At 63.1% G+C, this 12,518-nt stretch carries 11 protein-coding genes; 3 read left to right on the forward strand and 8 right to left on the reverse strand.

Annotated features, from left to right (window positions below):
- Positions 1-187: 187 nt before the first annotated feature.
- Together SH809_07690 and SH809_07695 are read right to left on the reverse strand one after the other, a co-directional pair.
- Positions 188-571 (reverse strand): YraN family protein, encoded by a 384-nt coding sequence (locus SH809_07690; protein ID MDZ4699571.1) that lies wholly within the window; start codon positions 569-571, stop codon positions 188-190.
- A 13-nt stretch (positions 572-584) separates the two neighbouring features.
- Complete coding sequence (locus SH809_07695; GenBank protein MDZ4699572.1) at positions 585-1,169, reverse strand: hypothetical protein; 585 nt, start codon at positions 1,167-1,169, stop codon at positions 585-587.
- 346 nt (positions 1,170-1,515) lie between these two features.
- Here SH809_07695 and SH809_07700 point away from each other — a divergent pair, with 346 nt between their 5' ends.
- Both SH809_07700 and SH809_07705 read left to right on the forward strand, forming a co-directional pair.
- Complete coding sequence (locus SH809_07700; GenBank protein ID MDZ4699573.1) at positions 1,516-2,316, forward strand: SAM-dependent chlorinase/fluorinase; 801 nt, start codon at positions 1,516-1,518, stop codon at positions 2,314-2,316.
- Between the two features lie 141 nt (positions 2,317-2,457).
- Entirely contained in the window at positions 2,458-3,744 is a 1,287-nt protein-coding gene (locus SH809_07705; protein ID MDZ4699574.1) for a hypothetical protein, read from the forward strand.
- On the opposite strand, the gene SH809_07710 is transcribed toward SH809_07705, so the two are convergent.
- The 6 genes from SH809_07710 to SH809_07735 all read right to left on the reverse strand — a co-directional run bounded on the left by SH809_07710 (position 3,732) and on the right by SH809_07735 (position 10,681).
- Positions 3,732-5,084: a HAMP domain-containing sensor histidine kinase gene (locus tag SH809_07710; protein ID MDZ4699575.1), complete on the reverse strand. Its 1,353-nt coding sequence runs from the start codon at positions 5,082-5,084 to the stop codon at positions 3,732-3,734. The genes SH809_07705 and SH809_07710 overlap by 13 nt on opposite strands.
- A gap of 114 nt (positions 5,085-5,198) precedes the next feature.
- Positions 5,199-6,497, reverse strand: coding sequence for an adenylosuccinate synthase (locus SH809_07715; protein ID MDZ4699576.1), 1,299 nt, complete (start codon positions 6,495-6,497; stop codon positions 5,199-5,201).
- 201 nt (positions 6,498-6,698) lie between these two features.
- Positions 6,699-7,040: an STAS domain-containing protein gene (locus SH809_07720; protein ID MDZ4699577.1), complete on the reverse strand. Its 342-nt coding sequence runs from the start codon at positions 7,038-7,040 to the stop codon at positions 6,699-6,701.
- Between the two features lie 55 nt (positions 7,041-7,095).
- Positions 7,096-8,013: a protein translocase subunit SecF gene (secF, locus tag SH809_07725; GenBank protein ID MDZ4699578.1), complete on the reverse strand. Its 918-nt coding sequence runs from the start codon at positions 8,011-8,013 to the stop codon at positions 7,096-7,098.
- A gap of 95 nt (positions 8,014-8,108) precedes the next feature.
- The gene (secD, locus tag SH809_07730) at positions 8,109-10,001 is read right to left on the reverse strand and encodes a protein translocase subunit SecD (protein MDZ4699579.1); all 1,893 of its coding nucleotides are present in this window, start codon (positions 9,999-10,001) and stop codon (positions 8,109-8,111) included.
- A gap of 134 nt (positions 10,002-10,135) precedes the next feature.
- Positions 10,136-10,681, reverse strand: coding sequence for a hypothetical protein (locus tag SH809_07735; GenBank protein ID MDZ4699580.1), 546 nt, complete (start codon positions 10,679-10,681; stop codon positions 10,136-10,138).
- A gap of 178 nt (positions 10,682-10,859) precedes the next feature.
- Between SH809_07735 and recQ the strand changes: the two genes are divergently transcribed.
- Positions 10,860-12,518 (forward strand): DNA helicase RecQ (recQ, locus tag SH809_07740; GenBank protein MDZ4699581.1); only part of this gene is annotated, 1,659 nt, incomplete at its 3' end.

Genomic DNA, 12,518 nt, shown 5'->3' on the forward strand with positions numbered 1-12,518 from the left:
AAAACGGAGAGATCATCGACCCTTACGGGGTGACGGTGTACGGGTATTTCGCGTACGAACGCATGGCGAACGAGGTGCCCAAAGAGTATCGGCCTGGCGGCAAGTAAAAAGGCAAAAGGGAAAAGGGAAAAACAAGTCGTAGCTCGGGTTAGGCCGTCCCAGCGGCCGTAACCCGAGACTCCTCACGTCACAACCCGAACACATCCACAAAATGCCGGATCCGCGGCGGCTCGCCGGCGAGGATGCCGACCACGTCGAACCGGCAATCCACCTCCCCCAGTCCCCGCAGGTGTAAATACGCCTCGGCGGCGGCTTCCATGCGGACCTGTTTTCGGGCGTCGACCGCCTCCTCGGGCCGGCCAAACGCCACCCCTCGCCGCATCTTCACCTCTACAAACACCAGCACCACCCGGCCGTGTTGGATGTGCCGGCAGATGAGATCGATCTCGCCGCGTTTCGCCCGGTAATTCCTCTCTACCACCGTGAACCCCTTGCCCTCCAGATACGCCGCCGCGAGGTCCTCGCCGCGGGCGCCTTTTTCCTGGTTATTCGAGGTCCGATCGGCCGGCATCCGCGTTCGCCGTTTAGTCGGCCTCGCGGGCCACCAGGTTCCTCGCCAGCTCGATCAGCTCCCGCGCGTCGCTCATGCTGCGCTCCTTGATAAATGGGAAGAGCGCCTGGGTGAACCCCTCGAACACCTGCATCAGTTCGATCAGGTTGTTGATCCGCTCGCCGAACTGCCGCTCGGGGGTGTCGACGGCCTCTTCGCCGGCGATCAACATCTTCCGGCACTCCTGCAACTGCTGCATGACCGGCTGGATCTCCCGCTTCTCCCGCTCCTTGATGATCCGCGCCGTGATCTTCCACACGTCCTTCTCCGCTGAATAATAGTCCTTCCGCGACCCAGGCTGGTGGACCTTCCGCACCAGCTCCCACCCGATCAACGAGCGGAGGTTCATGTTGGCGTTACCCCGGCTGATCTGCAGTCGCTCCATGATCTCGTCGGTGTCCAGCGGCGCCTCCGAAGCATACAGCAAGGCGTGAATCTGCGCCATCGTCCGGTTAATGCCCCAACGAGATGCCATTTCGCCCCAGAACAGGATGAACCGGTTTAGGGCCTCCTGGTGATTGGCGCTGTACGTGGTGGGGATGGGTTCGGCCTGCGACATGTCGGTAACGGCGGAGTGGCACTGGGAAGGCGGAAATCGTGGCGGCGAAGGACGCGGCCGGCTCCCGGGATCCCTCGCCCGCGGTTGCTGTTCAGACCGGATTAACCGGGTTCAGTTCCGTTCTTTTCCTGCTTTCAATAAATTCTGAAAGCTGACTCCTCCCCATCCCGGTGCGATAAATCGCAGCCGGGATATGCCCCTCCTCGGTTCGAGAGCTTGCCCCGTACTTGACTCGGGGAGGGGCCTGTTTATGTGACGCCATCCCTTTATAAAAACAATCCGCCCAAATTACTCCCCCGTTTGTACTTTCCCGTCACGTTATCACGGGGCTCATCGGTAGTCGACGTTGAATCGCATCTTAACCTTAACAACCGACTTCGGCGCGCGCGACGCCTATGTCGCCAGCATGAAGGGCGTCATCCTCGGGATGGTGCCGGAAGCTCGCCTCGTTGATATCACGCACACGATCGACGCGTTCGACGTCATGGAGGCGGCGTACATCCTCAGGAACGCGGTCGAGTTTTTCCCCGCCGGCACGGTCCACCTCGCGGTGGTCGACCCCGGCGTCGGGTCCGGTCGGCGGCCCGTGGCCGTCCGCTCCGGCGACCGCTGGTTCGTCGGGCCGGACAATGGACTGTTTTCGCTGGTGCTCACCGGGCAGCGGGTAGACGAACGGGTCGTGCTGGACCGGCCGGCGTTCTGGCGCACCCCCACCCCCAGCGCCACCTTCCACGGGCGCGACGTTTTCGCACCCGTCGCCGCCCACATCCTGCGCGGGACTCCGCTGGGTGAACTCGGCACTCCCATCGAGGCCCTCAAGCCGCTCCACTGGGCCCTCCCGATTGACGATCAGCAGGGCATCCAGGGATGGGTCGTACACGTGGACCGGTTCGGAAATGGCATCACCAACATCACCCGCACCCTCTTCGAGGACCGCCGGCGCGGCCGCGCCGTCAAGTGTTACGTTGGCTCCACCATCCTGGCCCACGTGGCCTGCACCTACACCGACGCCCCCGGCGGAGAACCGCTCATGCTGTTCGACAGCAGCGACCACCTCGAGATTGCCGTCAACACCGGGAACGCCTCGGAGCTTCTCGGCATACGAAAGGGCGCGCCGGTCAATGTCGTGTTTCTGGAAGATCGGTGATCGCCCCGAATTACTGTATGATGGATTGCGCTATTTCGAACGGACACGCCATACGGTGCGGACGCGATGTATCGTGTCCCTTCGGTGGGATGTCCTGGCTAGCGCTTGACGTCTCTATCTAACCTGCATCTCCTTCACCGCATGCCCGCTTCACCGTTCGCCTTTCTCTTTGCCGACATATCACATGGCTTCGACGCCGCTACCTCGACAGAGCTGCTGCGCCACCTGGAGGCCATGTATACGCTGGCCCAGGTGCTTTCGCTCGATGCCGAAAAGTCCGCGCGCCTGGTGGAGGAGACCTACCTCGCCGCACTCGATGCCGGCGAGCCCATCGACCGTTCGTGGCTCTTTGCCAAGATGCGCGCCCTCTACGCCGCCCATCACGCGCCTCCGACCACCGACACTGACGCCGCCGGCGACAAGCCGCGCCTCTTCGCCCAGCAACCGACCATCAAACAGCGCCTGCTGGACCCCTTCCTCCGCAGCGCCGCACCCGTGGCCTATGCCTCGCTCGCCGAGCGCGACCGCCTGCTCCTGATGCTTTGCGACGCCGAACGCCTCTCCTGCGCCGATGCCGCCCGGGTGCTGGACGAAGACAGCGAGGTCGTCTGCCGGCACCTCGACGCCGCCCGCGCCTCCTTCCAGGTCGCCATCGCTTCCCAGGCCTCGCCCATGATCCGCGAGCTGCTCGACGCCTTCGACCGCGAGGAGTGGGCGCCGCCAACGCTCCGCCGCGCCATCAAGGCCGAGTTCGGGAATGTGCCGCCCACCCTCGAGCCCACCATCAAGGCGACGCTCAACGCGTCGCCCCTGAACCAGACCCTGACGGACGCGCCCGCCACCACAGGTCGACCGGCCAGCCGGACTGGCCTCGGCGGGCTGACTTACCGCCTGAAACGTATGGCGCTCCCCCTTACCCTCATCGTTTGCGCCGGCCTCCTGGGGTATGTGGGATCCGAGTGGCTCGTCCGCCCCGCCGACCCGAATCTGGTATCGCTGGCCATCCACCATGCCGACAGCGCGCATTTGGACACTTCCACGGCCGAGCCGTCGGTTGCGGAGCAGTTTATCCGCGAACGGCTCAACTGGCGGCTATCGGCCCCGGTCATAACCGAAGCACCGCTCCTGGGCGCCGGCGTCACCGAACTGGCCCCCGATATTTTTGTGCCTACCCTCATCTACGCCGACGGCCCCGACGCAGGACGCGTCGTGGTCTTCGCCTTCACCTATGCCATGCTGGACCGCTTCGCCGACCGCCTTTTCCTGGAACGCAGCATCCTCACGGCGATTGCGGACGACCAGCAGGTTGATCTCTACCCGCATTCCGAGACGCAGAAAATCGTCATCTGGCGGCAGGCGGATGACATTTTTCTCGCGGTCTCCACTTCCGACCCGGAGGGGTTGCAAGATCGGATTCAGCGCCCCTGAACGACGGCCGGCAACGCGACCCGAAACGTGGTCCCCTCGCCGATACGCGACTGCGTCACCTCCAGGCTGCCGCCGTGGTACTCCTCCACGATACGTTTGGCCAGGCTCAACCCGAGCCCCCAGCCCCGTTTCTTCGTGCTGTACCCCGGCCGGAAGACGTTTTTCCACTGCCGGCGATCGATCCCCTTCCCGGTATCCCGCACATCGACATACACCCACCGGGCATCCCGCGACGCCTCGATCGTGATCGAACCCTGGTCTGTCTCGATGGCGTCCAGGGCATTTTTGAGCAGGTTTTCAATGACCCACTCAAAGAGCTCGACATTCATCGGGACGACAAGGTCGGGGGCGACATTCGCCTCCAGCCCCACCTGCCGGCCCACGCTGGGCGTCCGCCGTCGGATATATTCCACCATCCCCGTCACCACGGGCTCGAGCGCGGTAGGCGTCAGCTGCGGGCGCGAGCCGATGTTGGAAAACCGATTGGCGACCCGCTTGAGCCGGCTGATGTCGTTCTCGATCTCGTCGACGGCGGCCTCTCGCTGCTCCGCCTCAAGCTCCGGCATCCGAAGCAGCTCCGTCCATCCCATCAGGCTCGAAATCGGGGTGCCCAGCTGGTGGGCCGCCTCCTTCGCCATGCCAACCCACAGGTTGCTCTGTTCGTTGCGGCGGATATACGAAAACCCGAAATACCCCACCGCGATGAAGAGGCCCACAAAAAGCAGTTGCGCGTACGGGAAGATGCGTAATTCGCGGATCAGGCTCGACTCCCCATAATGCACGTGCTGCCGAAACGAGCCGAAGTCCTCGTCGTCGATTTCGATCAGGACGGGGGGATTGACGGCGTCCATCTCTGCCTGGAACGTGGACAGGCGCTCCATCGCCCCCGCCCGATCCTTCACCATCATGGAATCGATCTGACCCGGGAGGTTCCGCCAGGAAATCGGACCGCTGGAGTCCGCCAGGATGGAGGGGATGGGGATGTCGTCACTCAGGAGGAAGGCATTGGCGATGAAACTCGCCTCGCCGGCCGGCGGCATGCTCTGCGCCCATCGAATGGCATCCAGGAGGGCGCCGGCCTGCTCCGGAGGCAGCCCCGTCTCTCCCCGGGTAAGCATCGCCGCGAGTTCGGCAAACTCGGGCTGGAACGGGTTGATCGACTCAAGCTGCGTCAGCGTGATCTCCTGGAGCGCACTCGCCCACAGCTGAATCACCATCTGCTCCCGGGCTCGGAGCTGCGAGACCAGCCGGCTCGTGTAGGTGAGAGATGCAACGGCGATCAACACCGCGAACAGGACGAGACCGTACTTCAGGTTCGTCGACAGGCGATAAGATTGCATGACGGGAAGACGTTGATCGTTACGCGTTGAACGTTACGCGTTGAACGTTCAACGTTTACGCGTACGAATGGCTAACGCCCGTTGGATACCTCCAAACTCAACACCCGAAACGCATCAACGGGCTGCCAGGATCGGCTGGTCGCTGACAATGGTCTGGTCGCGTTTCGGGCCGGTGGAGATCATGTTGATCCCTACTTCCGTCTGGTCGGCGATGAACTGCAGATAGGTGCGGGCGGTCCCGGGTAGTTCCTCGAAGCGGTCGATGCCTACGATGTCTTCCGACCAGCCGGGGAACGACTCGTACACCGGCTCGACGATTTCGAGCGTTTGCACCTCGCTCGGGAAACGCGTGGTTTCCTTGCCGTGATAGCGGTAGGCGACACACACCTTGAGTTCGTCGAGCCCGCTGAGCACGTCGAGCTTCGTGATGGCCAGTTCGGTGAAGCCGTTGATCATCGACGTATAGCGGAGGGCGACAAGGTCCAGCCAGCCGCAGCGGCGGGGCCGGCCGGTCGTGGCGCCAAACTCATGGCCCGTCGTCCGGAGACGCTCGCCGAGGTCGTTGGTCAGCTCCGTCGGAAAAGGACCGTTACCCACGCGGGTGCTGTAGGCTTTCACGATGCCGATCACACGGTCGATGGCGGTCGGCGGGACGCCGAGGCCGGTGCAGCAACCGCCGACCGTCGGGTGGCTGGAGGTGACGTAGGGGTAAGTCCCGAAGTCGACATCCAGCAACGATCCCTGGGCGCCTTCGGCCATGATGCGTTTGCCTTCCTTGAGGGCCTGGCAGAGGTACTGCGTGGTGTCGCGGACGTACGGGTCGATGAGTTTATCGAACTCGACGTATTCATCGATGATCGCGTCCACGTCCAGCCGCTCGGCGCCGTAGATGCTACTGAGGATTTCGTTTTTCTCCTCGATCGCGTCCTTCAGTTTCTGGCGGAGGACGTCGCGGTTGAGGAGGTCGACCACCCGGATGCCCGTCCGCGCGAACTTGTCCATATACGCCGGCCCGATGCCCCGTCCCGTCGTCCCGATCGCGTTGGCGTCGCGAAACCGCTCGCGCGCCTGCTCGATCTTTTTGTGGTAGGGCATGATGAGGTGGGCGTTGTGGGAGATGAAGAGCCGGCCCTCCGTTTTATACCCGAGGTCGCGGATCATGCCGATCTCCGTCATCATCGACACCGGGTCGATCACCACCCCGTTGCCGATCACACAGGCCACGTTCTCCTGAAAGATGCCGCTGGGGACGAGGTGGAGGACAAACGTCTGATCCCCCCAACAAATCGTGTGGCCGGCGTTGGCGCCACCCTGGTAGCGTGCGACAATGTCCACGTCCTGGCTGAGCAGGTCGACGATCTTTCCTTTCCCTTCATCGCCCCACTGGGAGCCGATTACAACGCTTACAGGCATGATGGTCTCGATTAAAACACAAACGGAGGCGGCGAGGTCACCCTCGCCGCCCCTCAAACCGGTGCGCCGGCAACGGCACGCGCGGGCGGTTCACCCGAGTGCGCCGTCTATCGTTGCGCGGCAAGGCGCCGCGCGCCGGTCGTGCGATGCGCCCGATCACACGGACCGACGCTCGCAGAAACGGCACTTACACGAAGACGCTTATGCCGCGTAGCTGCTAACGGCGTCTTCTACGTTGTCGTAGTGTTTGAACACCGTGATCAGCTTCGTGATGACGAGCAGCGACTGGATCCGATCGGCCACGTTCGCCAGGCGGAGGTCTCCGCCGGCGTTGCGCATCGTGGTCATCGCACTGATCAACATGCCGAGGCCGCTGGAGTTCATGAACTTGGTCTTGGATAGATCGACGACCACGTTCTTTTTATCCTGCTCCTTCAACTCTTTCAGCGTGTCGTGCAGCTTCGCGCCGTCCGGGCCGCCCATGACGTTACCCTTCAGCGTGATGACGACTGCGTTGTATTTCTCTTCGACACTGTAATTCATCGTGCGAGTCCGATTGGTGAGTGAGTTCCGTGTTGATGGGTGGGGGAGGATTCCCTCATCGTGCACCGATCCGATTCCGAAGCTCCACCACGATGGGGGCCGCCACAAAAATCGAGGAATAGGTGCCGATGCCGATGCCGAATAGCAGCGCAAAGGCGAATCCCCGCAACACTTCGCTCCCGAATATAAACAGCGTTATCACTACGAGCAAGGTCGTGCCCGAGGTAATGATAGTGCGGCTCAGTGTGGTGTTGATGGATCGGTTGACCACATTTTCGTAGTTTTCCGTCTTGAACATCGTGGTGTACTCGCGGATACGGTCGAACACAACCACCGTGTCGTTGATCGAGTAGCCGACGATCGTGAGGAACGCCGCTATAATCGTCTGATCGATCTGGAGCGAAAACGGAACGATGTTCAGGTGATGCATGAGCGAGAACATTCCCAGCGTGATCACGACGTCGTGGACGAGCGCGGCGACGGCGCCGACGCTGTATCCCACTTTCCACTGGAAACGGACCCAGATGTACAGGAAGATCACGATGAGCGAGCCGATGACCGAATAAAACGCGCCCCGCTTGAGGTCCTCGGCGAACCGGGGGCCAACGATGTCGGTCTTCACGATCCGGTGCGTCCCGCCCGGGGCGGCCTCATTAACGCCCCGGAGCACCTGGGCCTCTACCTCGTTGATGTCGCCCGTGGAGGCCGTGCGAATCAGCAGGCCCGTCTCATCGAACGTCTTCACCTCGGGCTCGCTACCCAGTGCGGTGGCCAGCGTCGAGCGGACTTCGGCGGTCGACACCGGCTGGTCGCTCTCGACGACAAACTCCATCCCGCCCAGGAAGTCGATCCCCACCTCCAGGCCCCGGAATAGCAACGACGCGAGGCTGAGCACGAATAAGGCGCCCGAAATCGCGTAGGCGATCTTGCGGTTGCGCATAAACTGATAGTTGGCGTTTTCAAAAATACGCATGGTGGTTCAAGTCAGTGGCCGCGCCGCTACGGCGCCGGCCGAATGGTCGTGGTGCCCCGATTCGCCCGCTGCTGCAGGCGGCTCGGGCGGTTGGATCAGCCGAAATTGACACTCATGCGGCGCTCGCCCACCATCCAGTCGAAGACGACGCGGGAGATGATGATTGCGCTGAAGAGCGAAGACAGGATGCCGGCCATGAGGGTAACGGCGAAACCCTGGATCGGCCCGACGCCGAACGAGTATAGGATCATCCCCACAAAAAACGTGGTGATGTTTGCATCCAGGATGGAGCTCAGGGCCTTCGAATACCCGCCATCGATAGCGGCCTTCATGGACTTCCCGGTCGACAATTCCTCTCGCACGCGTTCGAAGACGAGCACGTTGGCGTCGACGGCCATACCGATCGTCAACACGATACCCGCGATACCCGGCAGTGTAAGCGTGGCGCCGAATGCGGCCAGGATGCCGAGGATAAACACGATGTTCAGGATCAGGGCCAGGTCCGCGACGATGCCGGCCGTGCGGTAATAGAAGATCATGAACAGCGCCACGATCAGAAGACCGACCAGCACCGAGTTGAGGCCGGCCCGGATAGACGCCGCGCCAAGGCTCGGCCCGACGGTGCGCTCTTCCACGATGTCCACCGGCGCCGGCAGCGCGCCCGACTTGAGGATCGTCACGACATCCTGCGCCTCCTCGCGTGACTCCAGCCCGCTGATCGATGTCCGCCCGCTCGGGATGCGTTCGATCACGGTGGGAAACGAGTAGACGACATTGTCCATCACGACGGAGACGTTGCGCCCCACGTTGGCGCCGGTCAGGCGCGACCATGTCCGCGCCCCTTCGGCGTTCATCGTCATGGTCACTTCCGCGCGGTTCACTTCGTCGAACTCGACGCGCGCGTCGGTGATGACGCTGCCATCCAGCTCCACTTCCTCCCGGACGCCCAGTACATAGAACTGCTCGAACCCATCGGGGTCAATGCCGACCGCACCGGAACTGAACATCAGCCTGGTATTCACCGGCAGCTGATCCTGAAACAGTATTTCCTTACTCAGGGCGTTGAATTTCGCCGTATCGGCCTCGGAAACGGTGCCGTAGATGACCCCCTGCCCAAAGGGCTGCATGATGGCCAGCAAGCGATTGTTCGGCGCCAGCGCATCATCCGTTTCGTCGAGCAGGTTGTCGATCGTGGGGGAGGCCTCCGCGGTATCCGCGGTAGCCACGGCCGTCGAATCGCCGGCGCTCGTATCGGCAGCGGCGATCGCCGGGGCTTCCTCGTACGCTTCGATCAACTGCTGGAGTGAGCGGAGCACGTCTTCGGGATCCGTCATCATCCGAAACTCGAGCCGCGCGGTACCTCGCAACAGCGAACGAACCCGCTCCGGATCGTCCACGCCGGGCAACTCGACCACGATGCGGCGCGTGCCCTGGAGCTGGATCGCCGGCTCGCTCACGCCAAACCGGTCGACGCGCTGACGGATGATCTCGATGGCGCGCTGTACGGCTTCGTCCGCCTCGCTCTGCAGATAGGCAAGCACCTCTGCGTTCGACGAGCGACGCGTGATGTTCGCCTCATCGTCCCTGAAATACCGGGAGAGCCTGGCTTCAGGATCCCGCGCGGTGAAGTTGGCCCCGAAGATCTCGATCATCGAGGAATTGCCGCTAACCGACTCCGCGCGCGCTTCGGCGAGCACTTCGTTAAACGTATCGTCTACATCCGTCGCCAGTTCGCGGATGAGGGCGTCCAGACGCACCTCCAGGGTGACGTGCATGCCGCCAAGCAAGTCGAGGCCAAGCTTCAGCGACTTCTCGCGCATGGCGCGCAGCGACACGTAGTTTTCGTCTTCGTACTGAACCCGTGCCTCGTCGGCCATCGCCGCGATCTTCCTGTTCTCCAGAAACGTCCGCACCGAGGGGTAGAGATAGAATCCACACAGGGCCAGGAACGCCACGATGAGCGTAGTCTTAAATCCGTTCTCTTTCATACTACAAAACCAGATAATGCCAGCACCCACCGCCGCCGGCAGGTCTGACTGTTTAATATGGGGATAAACCTGGGGGTTGAACGACGGCATAAAAGGCATCACGAGCCATTAGCCGGGGTCAACCAGCGTGGATCCTAGGGACCGAGCGGTTGCAGGGATGTGAGCAACCGAAGCGGCGAGGCAAAGGCCGCGGTTTCGGCGAACTGGAGCACGAGATGGCGAACGGCAACCCGCTGTAGCGTCTGTTCCGCCTGCAAGACGGCACGGTAGCTCCGATCAGAAAGCGCCCCGCGAACAGGCGCGGCTTTCATGATGACATCGGGGACGACAGCGTCTCCCACGAGCCGGCTATAGCGCTGGCTCAACAAATCCAACAGATCGTCCGCCCGGATCTCCGACCCGGTGAACGCGAGAGTCAGTGCCTGCCGATCCCCGTAGGCCTCGATAAAAGCCCCTAAAAAGGCGTCAAGCGACCTCGGCCCGACGGCCAAGGCCTCGTCGATGGCGGTGTCAAACGCCGTGCTGGGCGTATCGCGAAGCTGCGTGCGAAGCCAATCGCCATAGGCGCTGCCGGCATACCGCCCCACGCGCGCCATCGGGGCGACGAGCGACGGGAGCAGGCTCAGCAGCGAGATCGCCACAAAAAGCCGCAGAAACCAGGTGGAGCGCGCCAGGCGCATACGGGAACGGACGTTGAGGGTTGGACGCGATTCTACTAGTAAATCGGCTCTTGTATGAACGGATGAAGTCCGGGTTTCCTCGGACGGGCTCTTCACAGTCGCTTCGTGGTGGAACGAGGCACGCCGGCCCTATCTTACGGGCGATTTCCTCGTCCACTTGCCCATCGCTTGTTGCCCCGTGCCCGATCCGACTCGCCAGACCCCTGAAGCCGTGTTAAAGGCCGTTTTCGGCTACGACAGCTTCCGCCCCCGGCAGGGCCCGATCGTGCACCGCGTCATCGCCGGCCACCATACCCTCCTCGTCATGCCCACCGGCGGCGGGAAGTCGCTCTGCTACCAGCTGCCGTCCCTCATCCGGCCGGGCACGGGCATCGTCGTTTCGCCGCTCATCGCGCTCATGCAGGACCAGGTGACGGCCCTCACCCAGCTGGGCGTCCGGGCCGCGTTCCTCAACTCCAGCCTCGACCTCGAGGCCCAGCGCGATGTCGCCCGCCGGGCGCTGGCCGGCGAGCTGGACCTCCTCTATGTCGCCCCCGAGCGCCTCATGACGGAGGGCTTCCTGAACCTCCTCGGGCGCCTCCAGATCGCGCTCCTCGCCATCGATGAGGCCCACTGCATCTCGCAATGGGGGCACGACTTCCGGCCCGAATATCTACAAATCGCCTCCCTACGCGAGCGTTTTCCGGACATCCCCTGCATCGCCGTAACCGCCACGGCCGACGAGCCCACCCAACGCGAGATCCTCGAACGCCTCCGCATCCCGCCCGAGGGCCTGGCCGTCACCGGGTTCGACCGCCCGAACATCCGCTACGCGGTCATCCCCAAGAAATCGCCGCGTCAGCAGCTGCTTACGTTTATCCAGCGGGAGCACCCGGGCGAGGCCGGCATCGTCTACTGTTTTTCGCGCAAAAGCGTCGAGGAAACCGCCGAGTGGCTCGTCGATCACGGCATCGAAGCCCTCCCCTACCACGCCGGCCTGGCCAGCGAGACGCGTGAAAAAAACCAGCGCCGGTTCATCCGGGAAGAAGGCCTGATCGTCGTCGCCACCATCGCGTTCGGGATGGGGATCGACAAGCCGAACGTCCGCTTCGTGGCCCATCTGGACGTCCCGCGCTCCCTCGAGGCCTACTACCAGGAGACCGGCCGCGCCGGCCGCGACGGCCTGCCGGCCGACGCCTGGATGACGTACAGCCTGGCGGACATCGTCACGATGCGCAAGATCCTGGAGGGCTCGGAGGCCGACGAAAAACAAAAATGGGTGGAGCAGCACAAGCTGAACCAGCTCTTCGGATACTGCGAAACCGTCACCTGCCGCCGGCAGGTGCTCCTCACCTACTTCGGCCAGCCGCTCGACGCGGCCTGCGGGAATTGCGACAATTGCACGACGCCCGTCGAACAGTGGGACGGCACCGTCGCCGCCCAGAAGGTGATGTCGTGTGTCGCTCGGACGGGGCAACGCTTCGGGGTCGGCCACCTGGTGGATGTGCTGCTCGGAAACGCGACCGATAAGGTGAGCCGCTTCGGGCACGACCAGCTGCCTACCTTCGCCGCCGGCAAGGAGCTCTCCGCCTCCGAATGGCAAGCCGTCATCCGCCAGCTCGTGGCCTCGAACTTCCTCCGGGTGGATATCACGGGATTTGGCGGCATACGCCTGACGGAAGGTTGCGGGCCGGTGCTCAAGGGGCAGACGCTTGTTTTCTTCCGCAAGGAAGCGAAGCCCGAGCCACGCGCCCGCCGGCGGCCCACCACGACGTTGGCCGCCTTCGAGGAATCCGTCCACGCCGCCCGCCCGGACGACAATCCCCTGTTCGACGCCCTCCGCCGGCTCCGCCTCGAC

It is taken from the genome of Rhodothermales bacterium, assembly GCA_034439735.1.
Taxonomy (GTDB): Bacteria; Bacteroidota; Rhodothermia; order Rhodothermales; family JAHQVL01; genus JAWKNW01.

Excerpts from the sequence above, each read along its gene's own strand:
- SH809_07690 (MDZ4699571.1), bottom strand. The coding sequence starts at position 571 with ATGCCGGCCGATCGGACCTCGAATAACCAGGAAAAAGGCGCCCGCGGC.
- SH809_07695 (MDZ4699572.1), bottom strand. The coding sequence starts at position 1,169 with ATGTCGCAGGCCGAACCCATCCCCACCACGTACAGCGCCAATCACCAG.
- SH809_07705 (MDZ4699574.1), top strand. The coding sequence starts at position 2,458 with ATGCCCGCTTCACCGTTCGCCTTTCTCTTTGCCGACATATCACATGGC.
- SH809_07710 (MDZ4699575.1), bottom strand. The coding sequence starts at position 5,084 with ATGCAATCTTATCGCCTGTCGACGAACCTGAAGTACGGTCTCGTCCTG.
- SH809_07715 (MDZ4699576.1), bottom strand. The coding sequence starts at position 6,497 with ATGCCTGTAAGCGTTGTAATCGGCTCCCAGTGGGGCGATGAAGGGAAA.
- SH809_07720 (MDZ4699577.1), bottom strand. The coding sequence starts at position 7,040 with ATGAATTACAGTGTCGAAGAGAAATACAACGCAGTCGTCATCACGCTG.
- secF (MDZ4699578.1), bottom strand. The coding sequence starts at position 8,013 with ATGCGTATTTTTGAAAACGCCAACTATCAGTTTATGCGCAACCGCAAG.
- secD (MDZ4699579.1), bottom strand. The coding sequence starts at position 10,001 with ATGAAAGAGAACGGATTTAAGACTACGCTCATCGTGGCGTTCCTGGCC.
- SH809_07735 (MDZ4699580.1), bottom strand. The coding sequence starts at position 10,681 with ATGCGCCTGGCGCGCTCCACCTGGTTTCTGCGGCTTTTTGTGGCGATC.